Raw genomic sequence first — 22,033 nt, 5'->3', positions numbered from 1 at the left:
TTAAGGCGAGCCTTAAAAATTATTAAGTATTTAATTGTCTAATTATGGTCATTAATAAAGGATAATACACCATCCAGGCCATCATCACAGGGTTGAGACATGATATAGCCTCTGTAAAGCTGGTTGTTTTTTATCTCCCAGACGCTGAAAAAATCGGCTAATCCTATAAGATCCTGAGATTCCATCGTCTCCACGTTGTAGGTGAATCTGGCACAGACTTTATCGTTTTCTTCTATGAGGTGGGAAAATTCGGGTGACATATTTTCAAAAGATTTACCCATTTCCAGAGACATTGCCTTAAATTTCTCGTAGTCGAATTGAAAAAAGCCCTTGCTGCTATTCCAGTCAATCTTAAGGTCGGGATGGATGTACTTTTCAAAATCGGCTAAATTTTTATAGTATTTTGAGGTAAAAAAGTTAGTTACTAGGGTCTTATTATCGGAAATCATAGATTTTTCAATTTTTGAATAATGTCTGGTATTCTGTTGATGTAGGCCAGTTCCTTATATTTCTTTTTAATGTCATCTGCCGGAGTTCCAAAATAGGTTGTGTCTGCTTTAAGATTTTTGCTGATTCCAGACTGCGCATAAATGATTGCTTTCCTGCCTATTTTCAATCCGCTGGCAATACCAACCTGTCCCCAGATCGTGACTTCATCCTCAATCACCACACAACCGGCAATACCGGTTTGAGAAGCGATAAGGCATTTTTTTCCAATCACAGTATCATGACCTATCTGAACATGATTATCGATTTTGGTACCTGCCCCTATCGTAGTCATACCGGACACGCCTTTATCTATGCTGCAAAGCGCTCCAATTTCTACGCCATCTTCAATTGTAATACTCCCGCCAGACAGAAGTTTGTCATGGCGGTTTGGACGGTTTTTATAATAAAATGCATCGGCTCCCAGAACTGTCCCGGCATGAATCTGGACATTATTCCCGATTTCCACACCGTCGTAAATCGAAACATTGCTGTGAATGATGCAATTTTGTCCAATTTTTACATGGTTACCAATAAACACATTGGGTTGTATAATTGTGTTTTCTCCAATTTTTGCTGAATTTGAGATAGACTGGCTGGAAGCTTCAAACGGAGTAAAATGAGCGGTAATTTTATTAAAGTCGGTAAAAGGATCTTCAGAGATCAAAAGCGCTTTCCCTTCCGGGCAATCCACTTTTTTATTGATCAACACCACACTAGCCTTGGACTTTAAGGCCTTATCATAATATTTGGGATGATCTACAAATACAATGTCACCATGCTCTACTACATGAATTTCGTTAATTCCTAAAATTTCAAAATCTGGCTGACCAACAAATTCAGCATGTATAAGCTGAGAAATCTGTTTAAGACTTTGTGGTTGGGGAAACTTCATTGATTTCGACTTATTCTTTGATTCGCTCCTTGTAAGTCCCCTTCTCTGTTTCCACTTTTATCTTATCGCCTTCATTGATGAATAAAGGCACATTCACTTCTGCACCGGTTTCCACAGTAGCCGGTTTTGTTGCATTGGTAGCGGTATTCCCTTTTAAGCCAGGTTCGGTTTGGGTGACTTCCAATACCACGTGAGGTGGCATGTCTACAGACAAAGGTAAATTGTCTTCCGTATTGATTAAAATAGTCACGACTTCACCCTCTTTAAGTAAATTGGGCATGTCCAGAGCTGCTTCCAGCAGTCTGATTTGTGTATAATCTTCCACATTCATGAAGTGGTAAAACTCACCGTCCTGGTATAAAAACTGATACTTGTGAGTTTCAACTCTAACTTCCTCAATTTTATGACCTGCTGAAAACGTATTGTCTATCACTTTGCCAGTCGTAACACTTTTAAGTTTCGTTCTTACAAAAGCCGGACCTTTTCCGGGTTTGACATGTAAAAACTCAGTTACTTTAAATATATCGTGATTGTACCTGATGCACAATCCGTTTCTGATGTCGCTTGTTGTAGCCATAATTTTATTAGTTTGAAAAATATCCTTTCATGATTCCTCTCTGAGAATCCTTAATAAACTGAAGTATTTCGTCTCGTTCTGAAGTGGCTTCCATTTCAGCTTCTATAATGGAAACCGCCTGACTGTTATTGTAATTTTTCTGGTAAAGAATCCTGTAAATATTTTGAATTTCTGTTATTTTATCGGTATCGAAGCCTCTGCGTCTCAATCCCACTGAATTTATACCCACATAGGATAAGGGTTCTCTACCCGCTTTTACAAATGGAGGAACGTCTTTTCTCACAAGGGATCCTCCTGTGATAAAGGCATGACGGCCGATGCTGCAAAACTGCTGAACAGCTGCCATTCCCGCAAGAACCGCATAATCACCTACTACGATGTGTCCAGCCAACGTACTGTTGTTGGAAAATACACAATTGTCTCCTACAATGCAATCGTGAGCGATGTGGCAATAGGCCATGATCCAACAGTTTTTACCAATTTTGGTTTTCATTTTATCGCTGGTCCCTCTATTGATGGTAACACACTCTCGTATAGTAGTGTTATCACCAATTTCAGTGATAGTATCTTCGTCTTCAAATTTTTTATCCTGGGGTACAGCTGAAATGACAGCACCCGGAAAGATACTAACGTTTTTACCAATACGCGCCCCTTCCATGATAGTTACATTGGATCCAATCCAGGTTCCTTCTCCAATCTCAACATTATTATGAATGGTTGTAAAAGGCTCTATCACCACATTTTTGGCAATTTTTGCTCCTGGATGAACGTATGCTAGCGGTTGATTCATGTTATTTTGTTTTTACAATTTGGGCCATGAGTTCAGCCTCACAAGCTAATTTATCATTTGCATAAGCATAGCCCTGCATATGACATATTCCACGGCGTATTGGAGTTATGAGCTCCAGCTTGAATATAAGTGTATCCCCGGGGACCACTTGCTGTTTGAACTTAACATTATCGATTTTGATAAAGTAAGTCAGGTAATTTTCAGGATCCTCTACGGTACTAAGTGCCAGGATACCACCGGTTTGAGCCATGGCCTCGATTTGAAGCACACCAGGCATGACCGGTTTACCAGGAAAATGACCTACAAAAAAGGGCTCATTCATGGTAACGTTTTTGGTTCCAATTACCGATTTGTCAGTTAATTCGTAAATTTTGTCAACAAGCAAAAATGGAGGCCTGTGTGGCAACCTATTCATAATCTCCGTAACATCGTAAAGCGGAGGCTTATTGAGATCAAATTTAGGAACTTTATTTCGTTTCTCGAGTTTGATGATTTTAGCCAATTTCTTGGCAAACTGAGTATTAATAGAATGTCCCGGCTTATTGGCAATGACTTTCCCTCTGATATGAGTTCCAACTAAAGCTAAATCACCGATAACATCCAACAATTTGTGTCTCGCTGCCTCATTGGGATAATGAAGGGTAAGATTATCCAGAATTCCATTTGGTTTTACAGAGATTTCATTTTTACCAAAGGCTTCTTTCAATTTCTCCATGGTTTCCGGAGAAAGTTCTTTGTCCACGTAAACAATAGCATTGTTGAGATCTCCTCCTTTTATAAGTCCATTGGAAAGCAAAGCTTCTAATTCATGTAAAAAACTGAAGGTTCTTGAATCTGAGATTTCTTTTTTGAAATCACTCATACTATTCAGGTATGCGTTCTGGGTTCCTAAAACTTTGGTTCCAAAATCTACCATGGTCGTCACCTGATATTCGTCGGCAGGCATAACAATAATTTCAGACCCTGTTGCGTCATCTTTAAAGGAAATAACCTCCTCGACAATAAATTCCTGCCTAGGAGCATCCTGCTCTTCCAGCCCAGCCTTTTCTAAAGCTTCTACAAAAAACTTGGAGGAACCGTCCATAATTGGGGGTTCAGAAGCATTTAACTCCATAAGTATGTTATCAATGCCCAAACCTACACAGGCGGCCAGGACATGTTCTGAAGTCTGAATAACAACCCCGTTTTTTTCCAGGCTTGTTCCTCGGTCGGTATCTGTAACCAATGCGGCATCTGCCGGAATAACCGGTTGTCCTTCCAAATCCATTCTTTTGAAACAAAAACCATGGTTTACTGGAGCGGGCTTAAAGGTTAGGGTTACACTCTGACCCGTATGAAGTCCAACACCCTGGAGTGAAACTTCTTTTTTAATGGTTGTTTGATTAGTTATCTTCATTCTTGGGAAGTTGTTTTTCGATAATGTCTATTCGACGTATAATTTTAGGCAGGTTTCTAAAGTGAACATAAGACTTGTTGAAATCGTTATATCCAAAAGCTGGTGAGCCCTGTATGGCTTCATCGTCTTTTACATTTCTTCCTACACCTGTTTGCGCCTGTATTCGAACGCGGTCACCAATTTTTATATGACCAGCGATCCCTACCTGACCTCCGATAAGGCAATTTTTGCCTATCTTGGTAGACCCGGCAATACCCGTTTGTGCAGCTATGGCGGTATGCTCACCAATTTCTACGTTGTGAGCTATTTGAATTTGATTATCTAGTTTTACTCCTTTTCTGATAATAGTAGAGCCTAAAGTTGCTCTGTCTATAGTAGTAGCAGCTCCAATATCGACATAATCCTCGATAATAACATTCCCGATTTGAGGAATTTTAGAATATTCACCGCTATCGGAAGGCGAAAACCCAAATCCGTCTGCTCCAATAATCACTCCGCTGTGAAACGTGCAATGATTCCCTATTTGAGTTTCAGAATAAATTTTACTTCCTGCAAATATGGTGACATGATCTCCGATGATCACATTGTCTCCAATATATACATTGGGATATATTTTGACTTTATCCCCAATAACGACATTCTCTCCGATATAAGTAAAAGCCCCTATATAAGTTTCTTTTCCCATTTTAACCGAGTCTGCAATTGAACTTGGAGTTTCAATTCCTTTTTTATCCAGTTTGATTTCGTTGTAAACTTCCAAAAGTTTTGAAAAAGCTTCATAAGAGTCCTCAACCTTAATCAAGGTCGTAGACAAGGACTGGTTAGCCTTAAAACTTTTATTGACTATACAAATACTGGCTTCAGTTTCGTATATATACGGGGTGTATTTAGGATTGGATAAAAAAGTAAGGGATCCTTCTTTTCCTTCTTCTATCTTAGAAAGCTTGTCGACTTCGGCACTGGGATTACCCTCAATGACTCCATCAAGTATCTCTGCTATTTGTTGAGCTGTAAATTTCATCGAGGCAAAAATAGAAAAAAACGGTTAATTATAGGATTTTGGGTAACATATGTAATATTTGACAACAGTTTTGGACAGTGCCTTAAGGTTCAATTGATCGGAAGCTGAAGAAACATCTTTGATTTTACCGCTTTTATACCACATGTTAATGTGTTCTTTGTCAGGCTGGTAAGCAAGATTTGAAGTTGAGCCTTCAAATACAAAATACGCAGCTTCAGTCTCAGAAATATTAAAATTATGCTGAACTTTTTTCAAATATTCTTCGAGTTTATCAGAATCGATGGGTTCATTTCTCAACTTAATCTTGAGCAGATCTCTATTGAGAATCATCTGGCTGAGCTTGCTCAGCACAAAATCGTCGTGATGCTGCCATACTTTTAAAGCCGATATAATGTCATAATCATCCAATTTTGAAAACAAGTTTAAGGTGATTTCATCAAAATTTTCAGAATCGATTTTATGCCTTAAAAAATAATTCAAGGTTGAGTTTTCGATGTTTTCCTGGGTGGTTTCAAAAACCATTTTGGCTCTTCGAAGCAATCTAATGAGGATTTGTTCCGCACAAAGGCTGGTTTTGTGCAAATAAACCTGCCAGTACATCAGTCTTCTGGCAACTAGAAATTTCTCTATGGAGTAAATTCCTTTTTCTTCGACCACGAGTTCATCGTCCACGACATTTAGCATGTTGATAAGACGCTCACTATTGATATTTCCTTCTGCTACGCCTGTATAGAAGCTGTCTCGCTTTAGATAATCGAGACGATCTATATCCAGCTGACTCGAAATGAGCTGGCATAGGAATTTCTTCTCATGATTTCCTCTGAAGATGTCGATAGCTAAATCCAATTGTCCATTGAATTCTGAATTTAATTTATTCATGAATTCTAAGGACAGGTATTCATGGGATAAATCATTCACAATGGAGTGTTCCAGGGCATGAGAAAACGGACCATGACCTATGTCATGAAGTAAAATCGCAATGAGAACCGCTTCCTCCTCCTCCTCGGTGATTTCAATCCCTTTGGATTTAAAAATGTCCAGGGTTTTTTTCATGAGATGAAGACAACCCAGGGCGTGATGAAATCTGGTGTGATTTGCTCCCGGATAAACCAAATGAGAAAGTCCCATTTGTGTAATTCGTCTTAATCTTTGAAAATAAGGGTGTTCTATGAGATCAAAAATTAAAGGACTCGGAATGGTAATAAATCCATAAATTGGATCATTTATTATTTTAAGTTTGTTTCTTTGATTCAATTCGATTTAGGTTTTAAAAAACAAATATACAGTTATAAATGTCAAAGATAAAAGTACTCTGGGTGGATGATGAGATTGATCTTTTAAAGCCACATATATTATTTTTAGAAAAAAGAATCTATGAAGTAACGACCTGTCAGAGTGGTTCTGAAGCTATAGATGAAGTTGCCAAAACGAATTTTGATATTGTTTTTTTAGATGAAAACATGCCTGGCCTTACGGGTTTGGAAACTCTGAATGAATTAAAAGCGCTGCGTAGTGATCTTCCGGTGATTATGATTACCAAAAGTGAAGAAGAGTATATTATGGAGGAGGCCATAGGCTCTAAAATTGCAGATTATCTCATAAAGCCTGTCAACCCCAATCAAATCCTATTAAGCCTTAAAAAAAATCTGGATCATTCCCGATTAATTTCAGAAAAAACGACTTTAAATTATCAACAGGAATTTCGGAAGATTTCAGCTGAGCTGACCAGTGTAAATTCCTATCAGGAATGGATCAATCTCTATCTTAAACTGATTTACTGGGAGTTAGAACTCGAAACTGTTGAGGATAGCAGCATGTTCGAAATTCTTGAATCTCAAAAAAATGAAGCCAATATTCAATTTTGTAAATTCATTGAGAAAAATTATCCAGGCTGGTTTGAAAAAAACTCAGAAGCCCCCACTCTGTCTCACACGCTTTTTAAGTCTAAAATATTGCCGGAATTGTCCAAAACGCAGCCAACACTTCTGGTCGTCGTGGATAATTTAAGGTACGACCAGTGGAAATCTTTCGAATCTACCATTGCAAACCATTACAAGAAAAGCAAGGAAGAACCGTATTTCAGTATTTTGCCTACGGCGACGCAGTATGCCAGAAATGCCATATTTTCCGGATTAATGCCAGCAGATATGGAGAAAATTTATCCTGAATATTGGTTAAATGATACCGAGGAAGGTGGCAAAAATCAGTATGAAAAGGAGTTCCTGGAGTCCCAGCTAAAGAGACTTGGAAAAGACTACAAAATTCAATATCATAAAATAACCAACGTTTCTAAAGGTAAGAAATTGGCTGAAAATTTCAGAAGCCAAAAAGACAATGACTTGACCGTATTGGTTTATAATTTTGTAGATATGCTGTCCCATTCCAAAACTGAACTGGAAGTGATCAAAGAACTGGCTTCCAATGATAAGTCCTACCGGTCCTTAACTCAGAGCTGGTTTAAAAATTCGCCTTTGCTGGATATGATTCAACAGGCACAAGGCCTAGGTTTTAAATTGATAATGACCACAGACCATGGTACCATCAATGTAAAACACCCATCCAAAGTCGTTGGGGATAAAAACACAAGTTTAAATTTGAGGTATAAAACCGGTAAAAGCCTGACCTACAACGAAAAAGATGTGGTAGTTGCTAAGGATCCTAAAAAAATAAATTTACCAAGTATCAGTATGTCGAGTTCATTTATTTTTGCTAAAGAAAACTATTTTTTAGCCTATCCCAATAACTATAATTATTACGTGAACTATTACAGAAATTCATATCAGCATGGAGGTATATCTTTGGAAGAAATGATTATCCCTTTTGTGGTGATGGAACCGAGATAAAACATCATGAAGTTAAGCTACACATTAGAAGATCTTGAGCGTATTGCCTCCAAAATTTTAGAAAAGGCAAGGTCAAAAACCATCTTGTTTTCTGGCCAGATGGGCGCGGGTAAAACCACCCTTATCAAGAAGCTCGTTAAAACACTGGGCAGTGATGATAAGGTGTCAAGCCCTACGTTTTCCCTGGTAAACGAATATGAAGGTGAACAAGCAGCCATATATCATTTTGATTTTTACAGGATTGAAGAGGAATCGGAAGCCTATGACATGGGCTTTGAAGACTATCTGGATGACGAGCATTATGTGTTTATAGAGTGGCCTGAAAAAATTTCAAACCTCTGGCCGGAACATTACAGTTTGGTAGAGCTGGAGGTGGATGAAAACCAATCTCGTACCTTAACCCTGACTGAGTTTTAAATAAATAGGAAGACTTTCCAATTTATTTTAATTATTTTAGCTTAACTAATTACATTCATGAATCCACATTCTTCTAAATCACCTTTTTCAACTTCAGAATTACTTCCTCAGGAAGAAATGCTTGAGATTCAACGGTCGAAAGGACAGCTCTTTATAGGGCTTCCCAAAGAAAACTCTTATCAGGAAAAGCGGGTTTGTCTTACTCCAGATGCGGTTAATGCCTTGACTCAAAATGGTCATCGCGTTTTAATAGAAAGTGGCGCCGGGCTTCAGGCCAATTTTAACGACAGAGATTATAGCGAAGCTGGCGGGGAAGTGACCAAAGATACCAATAAGGTATTTGCCTGTCCTATCATTTTAAAAGTCGCTCCCCCTTCTGAAGAGGAGCTAACGATGATAAAGCCTCAAACCATTTTAATTTCAGCCTTACAGCTGAAAACGCGTAAAAAATCATATTTTGAAACCCTTGCTAAAAAAAGAATAACAGCCCTTGCTTTTGAATTTATAAAAGATGAATTTGGGAACTATCCTGCGGTAAGAGCATTAAGTGAAATTGCGGGTACCTCTTCGATTTTGATTTCAGCTGAACTTTTATCCAATATGTCTGGAGGCAATGGACTTATGTTCGGAAATATAAGTGGTGTTCCTCCAGTGGAGGTCGTCATCCTTGGTGCCGGAACTGTAGGTGAATTTGCAACCCGAAGTGCCTTAGGCCTCGGTGCCGGGGTAAAAGTATTTGATAGTTCATTGACGAGACTGCGTTGTCTGCAAAGCAATATCGGCCGTCCTTTATTTACCTCTACACTGCAGCCAAAAATTCTTTTAAAGGCTTTGAAGAGAGCAGATGTGGTAATTGGTGCCGCTAAAGGTAAAAACAGAGCTCCTGTGATTGTGACTGAAGACATGGTGAAAAAAATGAAAAAAGGAGCGGTCATCATTGATGTGAGCATAGATATGGGAGGATGTATTGAAACTTCTGTCATGACTACTCACGATAGCCCAACCCTGGTTAAACACGATGTGATTCATTATTGCGTACCCAATATACCTTCCAGATATTCCAGAACGGCCTCTTTATCCATCAGTAATATTTTCACGCCCTACCTGCTTAACATAGGAGAAGAAGGAGGACTGGAACCTGCCTTGAGGATTGATGCCGGATTAAGAAACGGGCTTTATTTTTACCATGGGATTTTGACCAGCAAACCCGTTGCAGAATGGTTTGATCTCAACCACAGAGACCCGAATTTACTTATCTTTTAAAATTGTTTTATGAAATTTATCCAAAGACTCGGCTATTATTTGTCTGGATTTGTCGTAGGTATTATTATGCTCATGTTTTTTCTGGGCGGTAAGAAAACCTCCTGTGACTGGGGACTCGATGCCAGAGTTTTAAAGAATATCAGGACTAAAGATCGCCTTGTTTCCGATGAGGCCTTGAGCTTTTTTAAAGAGAATCAAATAGATACCTCCACTATTTCCTATATTCTAGAAACTGGCGATATCGATTTCAAAAAAAGCAATATCGAAGCTAAGCCATGCAAAATTTATCAGGTTGAAGGTGAAGTTAATCAGCAACAGCTGGGTTTGATTTTTGAAAACTGCGATTCAACTGCTGTTTTAAAAAGAGCTTTTAATTTAAAATGATTTTGTTTTTTTATGTGCACTTTTATTTTATGTTTGCTATAAACTAACGCCATTTATAATGAAACGTATCATCATAGATTACAAAAAACTCACACCCGAAATCCTTTCCATGCTTGTTCAGAAATATCCTGACGGATACGACGATCGTGATGTAGTGGTATTTAAAAATTCAAAAAATGAAACCGTAGAAGCAGTTGAAGTTAAAACTGAAGATACCATATATCTTGTCAAAATCAGTACAAGACTGGAAGATACCATGACGAAATTTGACGTTGAAGATTATGAGGAGGAGGAGATGGACTTGAATTATGTGGATTTACCTCAAAGTGATGAGGAGGAAAGCGATGAAGAATAACTGATTTAAAATCAATTCATTATACTTTAAAAGCCAGCTATGTCTGGCTTTTTTGTTATTAAAAGATTAAGAGTTTCTTTCGATGAACCAAAGTAATTGCTATATTGAAAATTATTATGCATCCTTATGAAAAAGATTTTACTCTTATTATCGATTATTATTTTTAGCTGTCAATCCGAACCGAATACAAACAAGGATGTCGACAAAAACGTAGGAAAGTTTTCAAGAGATTTAGATAAAATAAAAGAAAGCGGCGTTTTAAAAGCCTTAACTATCTACTCTGGAACAACCTATTTCCTCTACAAAGGCAGACCCATGGGTTTCGAGTATGAATTACTGGAAAGACTGGCCGAAGACCTTGATGTAGAACTTGAAATTATAGTTGCTAAAGATGAGAATAAACTCATTGAACTCTTACAGAAAGGTGAAGGAGATCTTTTAGCTTATGGGTATACCATTACTGAATCTAGAAAAAAACGCATTAATTTCACAACACCACTGTATTTGTCCCATCAGGTTTTAATACAAAGAAAACCTGAGAACTGGAGACAAATGAAATTACATGAGATTAAGAATTACCTGGTAACCAATCCTGTAGAGCTGATTGGAGATACAATTTCAGTTAAAAAGAATTCATCTTATGCCTCACGGGTAGTAAACTTAGCCAACGAACTTGGCGGCGACATATTTATAGATACCCTTAAGGGCACTCTATCCACAGATAAAATCATTAAGAAAGTCGCAGTTGGAGATATAAAATATACGATTGCAGATGAAAACATTGCTTTTATCAATTCTTCTTATTATCCCATACTGGATATTGGGACCTCGTTAAGCTTATCTCAGCGTATAGGATGGGCTGTCAGAAAAAGAGATACTCAATTGCTCGCTACTGTAAATCAATGGTTGGAAAATGCTAAAAAAACCACTGATTATCATGTGATTTACAACAAATATTTTAAAAATAAAAGACTGTATAAGAAGCGGGTAAAAAGCGAATTTTACAGCATCAATGAAAATAAAATAAGTCCTTATGATAATCTCATCAAAATGAATGCAGAGCTTATCAACTGGGACTGGAGACTTTTGGCTTCTGTCGCTTATCAGGAATCTCAATTTAAACCTGAAAGCAACTCCTGGGCCGGCGCAAGCGGACTTATGCAAATCATGCCTGCAACAGCCAGAGAGCTTGGGGTTACAGATCCTCATAATCCTGAACAAAGCCTTAACGCTGGTGCCAGGTATTTGGATCAATTGATGAAAAGCCATCAAAATATAGAGGATAGTATTCAGCGCATTAAATTTGCTCTCGGCTCTTATAACAGTGGACTCTATCATGTGAAAGATGCCCAAAAACTAGCCGAAAATCAAGGTTTGGATCCTCAGGTATGGGACAATAATGTTGAACTCGCTTTGCTCGACCTGAGTTTCCCCGAACATTATAACAAGGCTTTTGTCAAATATGGTTACGTAAGGGGAGAAGAACCTTTCAACTATGTGAGAGATATCTTCAAACGATATGACCATTACCGACAGTTTATTGAAGACTAGTTAGCCTGTTGTTGTTGTCGTTTGAGTATAGATTTTAATTTATCTTTTATTTCATCTGAAGCATCTATCAGCATAGTTTGATCAGACGGGTATTTCACAGGCCTGCCTCTAAGCAGGAAAGCTTCATCCCTGTTCAAGATTCTTGAATCTCCTTCAAAATCTGCAAATCTGTTTTCGAAAACATAGGTGCTTTCGAGTGGATAAGCGTTTATCTTTTGATCTGCATTCAAGTCAAAATATTCAACCTCTGCAATCACCTTTACTTCTTTAGACTGCAAGGTTTCGTATAGTATACCATTTGCTTTTACACGTACATCTTCTTTTATTTTGTTTCCTTTATCGTCCAGAATATAATTACCGCTTCTGTCTTTCTTGTATCTCCATCCCTCTACAATCTCCCGTTCCAGTGGAATCTGTCTTTCCAAAAGGCGTTCTGGTGAAAATTGAATGGATGTAAAATAGATCTCCACAGCATAGTCATAAGAAACAGCTTCCCTGCGATCTATGTGGAACTCAGTCCAAAAATCATCCAAATTGAAAGTTGTGAAATTAAGAAGCCTCTCCTCTACTTCCTTAGGAATCACTTGCTCTGTATCGTTGAAGAGAGCAACATAAATTAAATCGATACCTTTCAGATAAGCTTCTTTTAGCAATGAAGACGTGTCTTTGTATCCTGGTGCAAGTTTATTTAATTCAATGAGATCATTATACGCCAGTCGGCTGTTAATTTTATCATTTGAATTTAGCAGGTTGCTGGCTTTTAAGTATAAATAGTTTGCATAGTTTTCTTTACCTGCGAGGATATTATCTGTAAAATCGTAAAAATTGAAGGCTATAACTTCCCCGTTTTCATTTTCAAGTGGCAGCAACGGCTTAATTCGGTTTTGTATGTTTTGAAGCCTGACATAAGATTCATAAACTGCTTTAGAATTATCTTTCAAGGTTTCTCTTTCTAAAAAATCGATAGTTTTTAAGGTTTGCTCCCTGTACGCTTGAAAGGATTTTTTGAGTACCTCTGCGTAGAAAGCGCTTTTTTTACTGGATTTATTTTTTTGAAGCTGTTCGATAGATCCATTGATGGCCTCTGTATAATTTCCAGAATTCATCGCGCGTTGTGTTTTCTTTACAGAATGACAGGACATCACACCTAATATACTAAGAAGCAGTACTATATGTTTCATAATTTTTGATTGTAAAATTGAACTTATCAAATCAGTTTAAAGGTAAGGTTTTAAAACATTGCGTGCCGATAAAAAACGACTTTTAAGTCATAAAAACTATATGAATTTCCTAGTTAAATTTGTTTCATAAAACCCCATAATTTTTAAAGATTAATGATTATAAGCTTCTTATAGCTGACAAAATGCTAGTTAAAATCGGTTTTTAACTGACAATATGGCAATAATACGTTTGGGTATAGCCTTTGAAAATACTATTTAAAAATAGAAAAAATGGATTTTAAAAATTTTACTATAAAAACACAGGAAGCAGTGCAGAAGGCACAGCTTATAGCTCAGGAATTGGGGCATCAACAAATCGAAAATGAGCATTTATTCAAAGCTATTTCTGAAGTTGATGAAAATGTTACTCCGTTCATCCTGAAAAAATTAAACGTTAATACGCAACTCTTTTTACAAATACTGGATAAAAATTTAGAAAGCTTTCCTAAAGTCTCCGGTGGTGATATCATGCTGTCCAGAGAAGCCGGAAAGACTGTAAATGAAGCGAGTATCGTTGCTAAAAAAATGAATGATGAGTATGTCTCCATAGAACATCTCATTTTGGCAATTTTCAAAAGTAATAGTAAAGTAGCGCAGGTTTTGAAAGACCAGGGGGTTACAGAGAAAGCTCTTGAAGCTGCTATACAGGAATTGAGAAAGGGCGATCGTGTAACCTCTCAAAGTGCAGAAGAAAACTATAATTCGTTAGACAAATACGCCAATAATCTCAATAGAATGGCAGAAGAAGGGAAATTGGACCCTGTGATTGGAAGAGATGAAGAAATACGAAGAATACTTCAAATTCTCTCGAGGAGGACAAAAAATAACCCGATGCTTGTTGGGGAGCCAGGTACTGGTAAAACTGCAATAGCCGAAGGCCTTGCTCATAGAATAATCAGCGGTGATGTTCCGGAAAATCTAAAATCTAAAAAGATTTACAGCCTGGATATGGGAGCTCTCATCGCCGGTGCAAAATACAAAGGTGAATTTGAAGAACGCTTAAAAGCAGTGATCAAAGAAGTCACCACTAGCGACGGCGATATTGTTTTATTCATTGATGAAATTCACACCCTCGTAGGTGCTGGTGGTGGTCAAGGAGCCATGGACGCCGCTAATATCTTAAAACCTGCCCTGGCCAGAGGCGAATTAAGAGCTATTGGAGCAACAACTTTGGATGAATTTCAGAAATATTTTGAGAAAGACAAAGCTTTAGAAAGACGTTTTCAAAAAGTAACTGTAAATGAGCCGGATACCGAGAGTGCTATCTCAATTCTAAGAGGCATCAAAGAAAAATATGAAACCCACCATAAAGTCAGAATCAAAGATGAAGCTATCATTGGTGCTGTGGAACTTTCTCAGCGTTACATCACCAACCGGTTTTTGCCAGATAAAGCGATCGATTTGATGGATGAAGCAGCTTCAAAATTGAGAATGGAAATCAATTCTAAACCGGAAGAGCTTGATGTTCTGGACCGCAAAGTCATGCAACTTGAAATTGAAATCGAGGCGATTAAACGGGAGAAAGACGATACCAAATTAAAATCCTTAAGAGCAGATTTGGCTGACCTCAAAGAAGAACGCAACACGCTGCATGCCCGCTGGAAAAATGAAAAAGATATCGTGGATAATATTCAGCAGATAAAAACCGATATCGAAGATTACAAACTCGAAGCCGAACGCGCAGAACGTGATGGTGATTATGGTAAAGTAGCTGAAATTCGCTATGGAAAGATCAAAGGAGCTCAGGAAAAGCTGGAAAAACTTCAAAATGAAGTTGAAGACCAGAAATCTGAAAACACCTTAATCAAGGAAGAAGTTAATTATGAAGACATAGCAGAAGTTGTAGCTAAATGGACCGGGATCCCCGTTACCAAGATGTTACAATCCGATCGTGAAAAACTTCTTAAGCTGGAAAGTGAATTACACAACAGGGTGGTTGGTCAGGAGGAGGCAATACAAGCCGTTTCTGATGCCGTAAGGAGAAGCCGAGCCGGACTACAGGATCAAAACAGACCCATAGGTTCCTTTTTGTTTTTGGGTACGACAGGAGTTGGTAAAACAGAATTAGCCAAAGCCCTAGCCGAATATATGTTTGATGATGAAAGTTCGATGACCCGTATCGATATGAGTGAATATCAGGAAAGGCATTCCGTAAGTCGTCTTGTTGGAGCACCTCCGGGATATGTAGGTTATGAAGAAGGCGGTCAACTGACTGAAGCAGTAAGACGAAAGCCTTACTCTGTGATCTTACTCGATGAAATTGAAAAAGCACATCCGGATACGTTCAATATTTTATTGCAGGTGCTGGATGAAGGCCGATTGACTGATAACAAAGGGAGATTAGCTGACTTTAAAAATTCAATCATCGTGATGACCTCCAATATTGGCAGTCATATTATTCAAGAGAAGTTTGATGCTTCTCAGGATATTGATACTGCCATGGAAAGTGCTAAGGTTGAAGTGCTGGGCTTATTAAAACAAAGTGTAAGACCAGAATTCCTAAATAGAATTGATGATGTTGTGATGTTTACACCACTGTCAAAAGATAACATTAAAGAAATTGTGGGACTTCAACTCAATAATCTAAAACGGATGCTCCTGAAACAAGGTATCACCATAGATGCTACCCAAGAAGCTATAGATTATTTAGCCAGGATTGGTTTTGATCCGCAATATGGGGCAAGACCCGTGAAGAGAACTATTCAAAAAGAAGTTTTGAACATGCTTTCAAAAGAAATTTTAGCTGAAAAGATTACAACAGACAGCATCATTCTTTTGGATCAATTTGATGGAAAACTAGTTTTTAGGAATCAATAAAAATAGTTCCAAGACCTAAAAAATCCCGTATCATAAGACTGATACGGGATTTTTTGATTTTATGTCATATAAATTAATCCGGCCAGGTCTTATAAAGCGTATAATTTTTGGCGGTTCGTTTTATCATTTCAAAATTTTCCTGGGACACAGCTTTCAGTTTTTTGGCTGGAATGCCAGCGAAAACGGAATTGGCTTCAACCCGAGTACCGGAGGTCACAATTGCTCCTGCAGCCACGATACTGCCGCTTTCAATGATTGCATCATCCATCACGATGGCACCCATGCCTATCAGAACATCATCATGTATCGTACAGCCATGAATTATGGCTTTATGACCAATAGAAACCCGGTTTCCAATTTTGGTGGCAGCTTTCTGGTAGGTGCAATGCACAACTGCTGCATCCTGAATATTGGTATCGTTACCGATTTCAATGGAATTCACATCCCCTCGTATGACAGCATTATACCAGACACTGCAGTTTTCCCCTAGCTTGACCTGACCTACAATCGTTGAGTTATCAGCCAAAAAACAGGAGGAATGTATACTTGGCGCTATGCCTTTAATAGATTGAATCAATGCCATATTATTTGCTTAAATACATTTTGCGTCTTCCGTATAATTCGTAGAAGGTATCATCTTTTAAGCTATCGATGAAGAGGATGCTTTCTCCCGTACTCTTCATTTCAGGTCCTAACTGTTTGTTGACATTGTGGAACTTGTCAAAAGAGAACACAGGTTGTTTTATGGCATAACCCTCCAATTGTGGATTGAAAGTAAAGTCGCTTAGTTTATTATGACCCAACATAATTTTGGTGGCATAGTTCACGTAAGGTTCCTTATAGGCCTTAGCGATAAACGGAACTGTTCTGGAAGCCCTGGGGTTGGCTTCTATGATATAAACATGATCATCTTTTATAGCAAATTGAACGTTGAGTAAACCAACGGTATTTAGCGCTAAAGCAATTTTTTTGGTATGGTCTTTAATTTGTTCAAGAACCAGGTCTCCCAAATTGAAAGGCGGTAACAGAGCATTGGAATCTCCTGAATGGACTCCACAAGGCTCAATATGCTCCATAATACCTACGATGTACACGTCTTCACCGTCACAGATGGCATCTGCTTCTGCTTCTATGGCTCCATCTAAATAATGGTCCAGGAGCAACTTGTTATTAGGAATTTTTCTCAAAAGATCAATGACATGATTTTCAAGCTCTTTTTCATTGATAACGATTTTCATCCCTTGTCCGCCAAGAACATAAGAAGGTCTCACCAGAATAGGAAAGTCCAGCTCTTTTGCCAGTGCGAGGGCTTCATCTGCGGTCTCTGCAACTCCAAATTCCGGATAAGGAATATCATTTTGCTGCAATAATTTTGAAAAGCTTCCCCTGTCTTCTGCAAGATCAAGAGACTCGAAGCTTGTTCCCATAATCTTGATGCCGTATCTGCTTAGCTTTTCAGCAAGTTTTAAAGCGGTCTGACCTCCTAGCTGAACGATGACACCTTCCGGCTTCTCGTGTTTGATGATATCGTAAATATGTTCCCAAAACACAGGTTCAAAGTAAAGTTTATCTGCCGTATCAAAGTCAGTTGATACCGTTTCGGGATTACAGTTGATCATGATGGTTTCATAACCGCATTCTGCAGCAGCCATGACGCCATGCACACAACAGTAGTCAAATTCTATGCCCTGTCCAATTCTGTTTGGTCCGGAGCCCAGCACAATTACCTTTTTCTTATCGGTGACAATACTTTCATTGGTGTTTATTCTGTCCCCGTCTTTGTTGACCACGTCCGCTTCAAAGGTGGAATAGTAGTAAGGGGTATGCGCCTCAAATTCTGCGGCGCAGGTATCTACCAGTTTGTAGATTCTATTTACATTTAATTCTTCACGTTTAGCATACACTTCACTTTCCAGGCATTTCAACATGTGGGCGATTTGACGATCGGCAAAGCCTTTTTGCTTAGCTTCTAGCATCAAATCTTTGCTGATGTTGTCAATAGAATATTTTGAAATTTCTTTTTCCAGGTTGAAAAGCTCTTCGTACTGCTTGAGGAACCACATGTCAATTTTGGTGATTTCATGTATCCTACTCAGGGGTATTCCCATTTGAATAGCATCGTAAATCACAAATACCCTGTCCCAACTCGCAAATTCGAGTTTGCTTAAAATCTGATTATAATCGGTATAGCTTTTTCCGTCTGCCCCTAGCCCATTTCTTTTAATTTCTAAAGATTGAGTTGCTTTGTGTAAGGCCTCCTGGAAAGAACGGCCGATACCCATCACTTCCCCAACAGATTTCATTTGAAGTCCTAAGGTCCTATCCGATCCTTCAAACTTATCGAAGTTCCATCTTGGAATTTTTACGATAACATAATCCAGGGTGGGTTCAAAAAATGCAGATGTGGTTTGGGTGATTTGGTTTTGAAGTTCATCCAGGTGGTAACCAATTGCCAGTTTAGACGCTATTTTAGCAATGGGATAACCTGTAGCCTTCGATGCCAGAGCTGAAGATCTTGAGACCCTTGGATTTATCTCGATGGCGATGATATCTTCTTTTTCATCTGGACTTACAGCAAACTGAACATTACATCCCCCGGCAAAGTCTCCTATGTTTCTCATCATTTTTATAGCCATATCCCGCATTTTTTGATAGGTTCTATCGCTTAGGGTCATGGCCGGAGCTACCGTTATGGAGTCTCCTGTATGAATTCCCATGGGATCCATATTTTCTATGCTACAAATGATAGTGACGTTGTCATTGCGATCTCTTAACAGTTCCAGCTCGAATTCTTTCCAGCCAAGCAGAGCCTTATCTATGATGACTTCGTGAATGGGAGAGGCTTCTAAACCTCTGGTAAGCAATTCTTCAAACTGATCTTCTGAATACACAATAGAGGCTCCACTTCCGCCCAAGGTAAAAGACGCTCTAATCACCAACGGAAATCCGAACACCTGAGCAACTTCTTTTCCCTGAAGAAAGGAAGTGACTGTTTTGGAAGGTGCTACTCCAACACCAATATCCTGCATCAATTTTCTGAATTTCTCCCGGTCTTCAGTAATATTGATGGCATCAATATCCACACCGATTATTTTCACTCCAAAATCCTCCCAGATCCCTTTATCATCTGCTTCGATGCACAGGTTTAAGGCGGTCTGACCTCCCATCGTTGGCAGGACCGCATCAATCTCTGGATGATTTTTAAGAATTTCAATGATCGACTTCGTTGTCAATGGCTTTAAATACACATGATCTGCCATAGACGGATCGGTCATGATTGTAGCAGGATTGCTGTTAATGAGAATGGTTTTGATGCCTTCTTCCCGAAGCGATCTTAAAGATTGGGAACCGGCGTAATCAAATTCACAGGCCTGTCCAATAACAATTGGACCCGAGCCGATGATAAGAATTGATTTGATGGAATTATTTCTTGGCATAATAGAAATTTTAAAATGAATCTGTTGGGTATAAAAAAAGGTGTTGCGAAATGCAACACCTTTATATTTTGAAATTAATCAATCATTTTTTATCTTTTTCTTAAACTCATTTCAGAAGAAACACTTAATTTCTTTCGTCCTTTAGCTCTTCTTCTTTTAAGAACTTTACGACCATTTACAGAGGACATTCTCTCTCTAAATCCGTGTTTATTCTTTCTCTTTTTATTAGAAGGTTGAAAAGTTCTTTTCATTTTTTTATGACTTTAAATGTATTATCTATTTTTTGAAAACTGCGTGCAAATATACGATTCATTTTTAGTTTTACAAGCCTTGTTGCAAAGTTTTTTCCAATTGTTTTTGCTAGATTTGCATCTAAAATAATTCGCATGTTCAACAAAAACTTCAAACTCATTATCGCAGGGCTTATCATAGCTTTGGGAATTTATCAATTCGTAGAAAGCAACATCGGAAACGGTATAGCGCTTATTCTACTCTCTGGTATTTTCATTTTTCTTTATTTCAAAAATGAAATGATTCTTTTAGCATTTCTTCGATTGAGAAAACAGGACTTTGAAGGCGCAAAAAAATGGCTTGATAAAATAAAAGATCCGGAAACTGCACTAACCCAAAAACAACAGGGTTATTTCAATTATATTCATGGTCTTTTACTGTCTCAAACCAATATGACCAAGGCAGAAAAATACTTCAAAAGGGCGATAAAGTTAGGTTTATCGATGAAGCAGGACCTGGCTATGGCAAAATTAAATTTGGCCGGAATCGCTATGACCAAGAGAAGAAAACGCGAGGCTCAACTCCTTCTCAAAGAAGCAAAAGCATTGGACAAACACGGGATGCTTAATGAGCAAATCCAAATGATGAAACAGCAAATGAAACGTTTCTAAAGGCTATTACCTGCTGTATTTTTTTCGATAATGAGATGGAGAGAGGCCTGAATGCTTCACGAAAGCATTGGTGAAACTGGAATTTGAGGTATACCCCAAATCAAAAGCAATTTCCTTGACAGGCTGATATGTGTTTTTTAATTTAGAGGATGCCAGCTTCATCTTTTCATCAAAAATATACTGGTAAGGTGTTACGCCTACTTCCTTGGCAAACTCTCTTATAAAATGAAACTTACTCCAGCCAGAAACCCTGATAAGCTCTTCGGTTTTAATTTCCTGATTGAGGTTGGTGTCAATATATTCTAAGGCTCTGCTAACGGGTTTAGAGTATTTGCTTTCCTCTATATCTTCATGGTTATTGTTGTCATCCGATTCTGATTTTTTATTATATAAGGCCAGCTCAATATTGTTGATGATATCTATCTCTCTAAAAGGTTTTGAAAAATAACCGACAGGCTTTGTGGTTTGTATGCGTTTTAAAGTTTCGTTATCAGTATAGCCCGTAATGTAAATAAACGGAATATGAGACTTGGAATTGAGATAAGATCCTATCTGTATGCCTTCGTATTTTTTACTTAAATCTATATCCAGCAGGATGAGTTCCGGCTTAAAGGTATCCAGATTTTTGATGCAGCAGGCGTAACTGTCACAAATGTTAACATCATAACCATTTCTATCGAGTATGGTATTGATTTCAAAAGACACAAGTTTATCGTCTTCTACGACAAGTATTTTTGGTTTCATAGGATGGGAAATGTAAGTTTTAGATAATTTGACATATAATCCATTTTGCCTTTTAGCTGCATTACCATAAGATCAAGGATCTTCAATTGACCTTCAAAAAGTTCCTCAAATTTTTGATGACTATCCAAACTTGAAAAAGAAAACCTAATGTTTACTTTTTTATTTTTATGGATAACTTCAAAGGAAAGATCATCATCAAGGCTTTTTTTAAAGTCGTTGATTTCAATGATAACATAGCTTAAGATTAATAAGTCATCGACTTCAATAGTAATGTCAGAAATATCACTTAAATCAAACTCAATTTTAGGAGACGAATTTTTTAAATACTGAAAAAACTGGTAAAGAAAAGACTGTAAGGATACTCTAGAGTCTACCGGAAGGTCTTCTTCTTTATTACTCACGTAGTATAAATCATAAACATGAGTGAGTGCAAACATTCTATCCACCAGCACATGCTTGTCATCAAAATAAGACCGGTTTGTAGCAGTCTGTATATTCATCAGACTGAGCTGAGTTTGCAAGTTGTTTTTAAATCTATGAAGAGTTTTATCTAGTACCTCCCTCAGTTTTTCATGATCTCTGTGAGTTTCAATGGACATAAAATGAATTTCTAAATAATTGGTTAAAACAAATATAATAAATAAATCACAATAGCTTTATAATTATTGCTAAATATACGGAAAGGATGATTAAGCAAATAGCAATATTTATAAATGAATTGCTTTTTAATTGAATTTTAAAAAGTTCTCTCCTTTATTTTAAATTTATTTTAGGCTTTTATTAAAAAGAGTTATCTTATTAAAAACGCACTATTTTATAATCCTATTCTTAAAAACTCGATTAAAGAAAACCGTATTTGAAGGGCTATCGATGTTTAAGCTAGGCTTTAATGGTGTCCTTGAGTTTAAAGTAGTTTGCTAGTTTGAAAAACTGAA

General features: G+C 37.8%; 21 protein-coding genes. 8 read left to right on the top strand and 13 right to left on the bottom strand.

Annotation, left to right across the window (positions count from 1 at the left end; genetic code table 11):
• Positions 1-38: 38 nt before the first annotated feature.
• The 7 genes from G3567_RS08895 to G3567_RS08865 are packed head-to-tail and all read right to left on the bottom strand — an operon-like array spanning position 39 to position 6,419.
• Positions 39-449 (bottom strand): nuclear transport factor 2 family protein, encoded by a 411-nt coding sequence (locus tag G3567_RS08895; RefSeq protein ID WP_164004977.1) that lies wholly within the window; start codon positions 447-449, stop codon positions 39-41.
• A complete protein-coding gene (locus tag G3567_RS08890; protein ID WP_164004976.1) occupies positions 446-1,381 on the bottom strand; it encodes a UDP-3-O-(3-hydroxymyristoyl)glucosamine N-acyltransferase in 936 nt (311 codons plus the stop codon). Before G3567_RS08890 ends, G3567_RS08895 begins: the two co-directional genes overlap by 4 nt.
• 10 nt (positions 1,382-1,391) lie before the next feature.
• Entirely contained in the window at positions 1,392-1,958 is a 567-nt protein-coding gene (gene efp, locus G3567_RS08885) for an elongation factor P (protein WP_164004975.1), read from the bottom strand.
• Positions 1,959-1,965: 7 nt separating this feature from the next.
• A complete protein-coding gene (gene lpxA, locus G3567_RS08880; protein WP_164004974.1) occupies positions 1,966-2,748 on the bottom strand; it encodes an acyl-ACP--UDP-N-acetylglucosamine O-acyltransferase in 783 nt (260 codons plus the stop codon).
• Between the two features lies 1 nt (position 2,749).
• A complete protein-coding gene (locus tag G3567_RS08875) occupies positions 2,750-4,144 on the bottom strand; it encodes a bifunctional UDP-3-O-[3-hydroxymyristoyl] N-acetylglucosamine deacetylase/3-hydroxyacyl-ACP dehydratase (RefSeq protein WP_164004973.1) in 1,395 nt (464 codons plus the stop codon).
• Positions 4,131-5,165 (bottom strand): UDP-3-O-(3-hydroxymyristoyl)glucosamine N-acyltransferase, encoded by a 1,035-nt coding sequence (gene lpxD / locus G3567_RS08870; protein WP_164004972.1) that lies wholly within the window; start codon positions 5,163-5,165, stop codon positions 4,131-4,133. Before lpxD ends, G3567_RS08875 begins: the two co-directional genes overlap by 14 nt.
• Positions 5,166-5,189: 24 nt before the next feature.
• On the bottom strand, positions 5,190-6,419 hold the full coding sequence (locus G3567_RS08865) for an HD domain-containing protein (RefSeq protein ID WP_164004971.1): 1,230 nt from the start codon (positions 6,417-6,419) through the stop codon (positions 5,190-5,192).
• Between the two features lie 38 nt (positions 6,420-6,457).
• On the opposite strand from G3567_RS08865, the gene porX reads away from it, so the two are divergent.
• The 6 genes from porX to G3567_RS08835 all read left to right on the top strand — a co-directional run bounded on the left by porX (position 6,458) and on the right by G3567_RS08835 (position 11,978).
• A complete protein-coding gene (porX, locus tag G3567_RS08860; protein WP_164004970.1) occupies positions 6,458-8,008 on the top strand; it encodes a T9SS response regulator signal transducer PorX in 1,551 nt (516 codons plus the stop codon).
• A gap of 6 nt (positions 8,009-8,014) precedes the next feature.
• A complete protein-coding gene (gene tsaE / locus G3567_RS08855; RefSeq protein WP_164004969.1) occupies positions 8,015-8,425 on the top strand; it encodes a tRNA (adenosine(37)-N6)-threonylcarbamoyltransferase complex ATPase subunit type 1 TsaE in 411 nt (136 codons plus the stop codon).
• Between the two features lie 57 nt (positions 8,426-8,482).
• Positions 8,483-9,688: an alanine dehydrogenase gene (locus G3567_RS08850; protein ID WP_164004968.1), complete on the top strand. Its 1,206-nt coding sequence runs from the start codon at positions 8,483-8,485 to the stop codon at positions 9,686-9,688.
• Positions 9,689-9,697: 9 nt separating this feature from the next.
• Entirely contained in the window at positions 9,698-10,072 is a 375-nt protein-coding gene (locus tag G3567_RS08845; protein ID WP_164004967.1) for a DUF4258 domain-containing protein, read from the top strand.
• A gap of 58 nt (positions 10,073-10,130) precedes the next feature.
• Positions 10,131-10,427, top strand: coding sequence for a hypothetical protein (locus G3567_RS08840; RefSeq protein ID WP_164004966.1), 297 nt, complete (start codon positions 10,131-10,133; stop codon positions 10,425-10,427).
• Positions 10,428-10,553: 126 nt separating this feature from the next.
• The gene (locus G3567_RS08835; RefSeq protein ID WP_164004965.1) at positions 10,554-11,978 is read left to right on the top strand and encodes an MltF family protein; all 1,425 of its coding nucleotides are present in this window, start codon (positions 10,554-10,556) and stop codon (positions 11,976-11,978) included.
• On the opposite strand, the gene G3567_RS08830 is transcribed toward G3567_RS08835, so the two are convergent.
• Positions 11,975-13,159, bottom strand: a complete 1,185-nt coding sequence (locus G3567_RS08830) for a hypothetical protein (RefSeq protein WP_164004964.1) — start codon at positions 13,157-13,159, stop codon at positions 11,975-11,977. The genes G3567_RS08835 and G3567_RS08830 overlap by 4 nt on opposite strands.
• A 270-nt stretch (positions 13,160-13,429) precedes the next feature.
• On the opposite strand from G3567_RS08830, the gene clpB reads away from it, so the two are divergent.
• The gene (gene clpB, locus G3567_RS08825) at positions 13,430-16,015 is read left to right on the top strand and encodes an ATP-dependent chaperone ClpB (RefSeq protein WP_164004963.1); all 2,586 of its coding nucleotides are present in this window, start codon (positions 13,430-13,432) and stop codon (positions 16,013-16,015) included.
• A gap of 73 nt (positions 16,016-16,088) precedes the next feature.
• Here clpB and G3567_RS08820 read toward each other — a convergent pair whose 3' ends face one another.
• From G3567_RS08820 to rpmH, 3 genes are all read right to left on the bottom strand, one after another.
• Entirely contained in the window at positions 16,089-16,598 is a 510-nt protein-coding gene (locus G3567_RS08820) for a gamma carbonic anhydrase family protein (protein WP_164004962.1), read from the bottom strand.
• A gap of 1 nt (position 16,599) precedes the next feature.
• The gene (carB, locus tag G3567_RS08815; protein WP_164004961.1) at positions 16,600-19,452 is read right to left on the bottom strand and encodes a carbamoyl-phosphate synthase large subunit; all 2,853 of its coding nucleotides are present in this window, start codon (positions 19,450-19,452) and stop codon (positions 16,600-16,602) included.
• A gap of 89 nt (positions 19,453-19,541) precedes the next feature.
• Positions 19,542-19,703 carry a 50S ribosomal protein L34 gene (gene rpmH, locus G3567_RS08810; RefSeq protein WP_003438882.1) on the bottom strand — a complete coding sequence of 54 codons (162 nt, stop codon included), beginning with the start codon at positions 19,701-19,703 and terminating at the stop codon, positions 19,542-19,544.
• A gap of 135 nt (positions 19,704-19,838) precedes the next feature.
• Here rpmH and G3567_RS08805 point away from each other — a divergent pair, with 135 nt between their 5' ends.
• Positions 19,839-20,354, top strand: coding sequence for a DUF2892 domain-containing protein (locus tag G3567_RS08805; RefSeq protein ID WP_164004960.1), 516 nt, complete (start codon positions 19,839-19,841; stop codon positions 20,352-20,354).
• A 6-nt stretch (positions 20,355-20,360) separates the two neighbouring features.
• On the opposite strand, the gene G3567_RS08800 is transcribed toward G3567_RS08805, so the two are convergent.
• Both G3567_RS08800 and G3567_RS08795 read right to left on the bottom strand, forming a co-directional pair.
• Complete coding sequence (locus G3567_RS08800; protein ID WP_164004959.1) at positions 20,361-21,098, bottom strand: response regulator transcription factor; 738 nt, start codon at positions 21,096-21,098, stop codon at positions 20,361-20,363.
• Positions 21,095-21,697: a sensor histidine kinase family protein gene (locus G3567_RS08795; RefSeq protein WP_164004958.1), complete on the bottom strand. Its 603-nt coding sequence runs from the start codon at positions 21,695-21,697 to the stop codon at positions 21,095-21,097. Before G3567_RS08795 ends, G3567_RS08800 begins: the two co-directional genes overlap by 4 nt.
• Between the last annotated feature and the right edge of the window lie 336 nt (positions 21,698-22,033).

Source organism: Psychroflexus aurantiacus (genome assembly GCF_010820555.1).
GTDB lineage: Bacteria > Bacteroidota > Bacteroidia > Flavobacteriales > Flavobacteriaceae > Psychroflexus > Psychroflexus aurantiacus.
The sequence above is the reverse complement of the archived record's forward strand: the minus strand, read 5'-3'. Positions and strand labels throughout refer to the sequence as shown.

Bases quoted from the DNA above. Each gene is read 5' to 3' on its own strand.
- G3567_RS08895 (WP_164004977.1), bottom strand. From the start codon at position 449: ATGATTTCCGATAATAAGACCCTAGTAACTAACTTTTTTACCTCAAAA.
- G3567_RS08890 (WP_164004976.1), bottom strand. From the start codon at position 1,381: ATGAAGTTTCCCCAACCACAAAGTCTTAAACAGATTTCTCAGCTTATA.
- efp (WP_164004975.1), bottom strand. From the start codon at position 1,958: ATGGCTACAACAAGCGACATCAGAAACGGATTGTGCATCAGGTACAAT.
- lpxA (WP_164004974.1), bottom strand. From the start codon at position 2,748: ATGAATCAACCGCTAGCATACGTTCATCCAGGAGCAAAAATTGCCAAA.
- G3567_RS08875 (WP_164004973.1), bottom strand. From the start codon at position 4,144: ATGAAGATAACTAATCAAACAACCATTAAAAAAGAAGTTTCACTCCAG.
- lpxD (WP_164004972.1), bottom strand. From the start codon at position 5,165: ATGAAATTTACAGCTCAACAAATAGCAGAGATACTTGATGGAGTCATT.
- porX (WP_164004970.1), top strand. From the start codon at position 6,458: ATGTCAAAGATAAAAGTACTCTGGGTGGATGATGAGATTGATCTTTTA.
- tsaE (WP_164004969.1), top strand. From the start codon at position 8,015: ATGAAGTTAAGCTACACATTAGAAGATCTTGAGCGTATTGCCTCCAAA.
- G3567_RS08850 (WP_164004968.1), top strand. From the start codon at position 8,483: ATGAATCCACATTCTTCTAAATCACCTTTTTCAACTTCAGAATTACTT.
- G3567_RS08845 (WP_164004967.1), top strand. From the start codon at position 9,698: ATGAAATTTATCCAAAGACTCGGCTATTATTTGTCTGGATTTGTCGTA.
- G3567_RS08840 (WP_164004966.1), top strand. From the start codon at position 10,131: ATGAAACGTATCATCATAGATTACAAAAAACTCACACCCGAAATCCTT.
- G3567_RS08835 (WP_164004965.1), top strand. From the start codon at position 10,554: ATGAAAAAGATTTTACTCTTATTATCGATTATTATTTTTAGCTGTCAA.
- G3567_RS08830 (WP_164004964.1), bottom strand. From the start codon at position 13,159: ATGAAACATATAGTACTGCTTCTTAGTATATTAGGTGTGATGTCCTGT.
- clpB (WP_164004963.1), top strand. From the start codon at position 13,430: ATGGATTTTAAAAATTTTACTATAAAAACACAGGAAGCAGTGCAGAAG.
- G3567_RS08820 (WP_164004962.1), bottom strand. From the start codon at position 16,598: ATGGCATTGATTCAATCTATTAAAGGCATAGCGCCAAGTATACATTCC.
- carB (WP_164004961.1), bottom strand. From the start codon at position 19,452: ATGCCAAGAAATAATTCCATCAAATCAATTCTTATCATCGGCTCGGGT.
- rpmH (WP_003438882.1), bottom strand. From the start codon at position 19,703: ATGAAAAGAACTTTTCAACCTTCTAATAAAAAGAGAAAGAATAAACAC.
- G3567_RS08805 (WP_164004960.1), top strand. From the start codon at position 19,839: ATGTTCAACAAAAACTTCAAACTCATTATCGCAGGGCTTATCATAGCT.
- G3567_RS08800 (WP_164004959.1), bottom strand. From the start codon at position 21,098: ATGAAACCAAAAATACTTGTCGTAGAAGACGATAAACTTGTGTCTTTT.
- G3567_RS08795 (WP_164004958.1), bottom strand. From the start codon at position 21,697: ATGTCCATTGAAACTCACAGAGATCATGAAAAACTGAGGGAGGTACTA.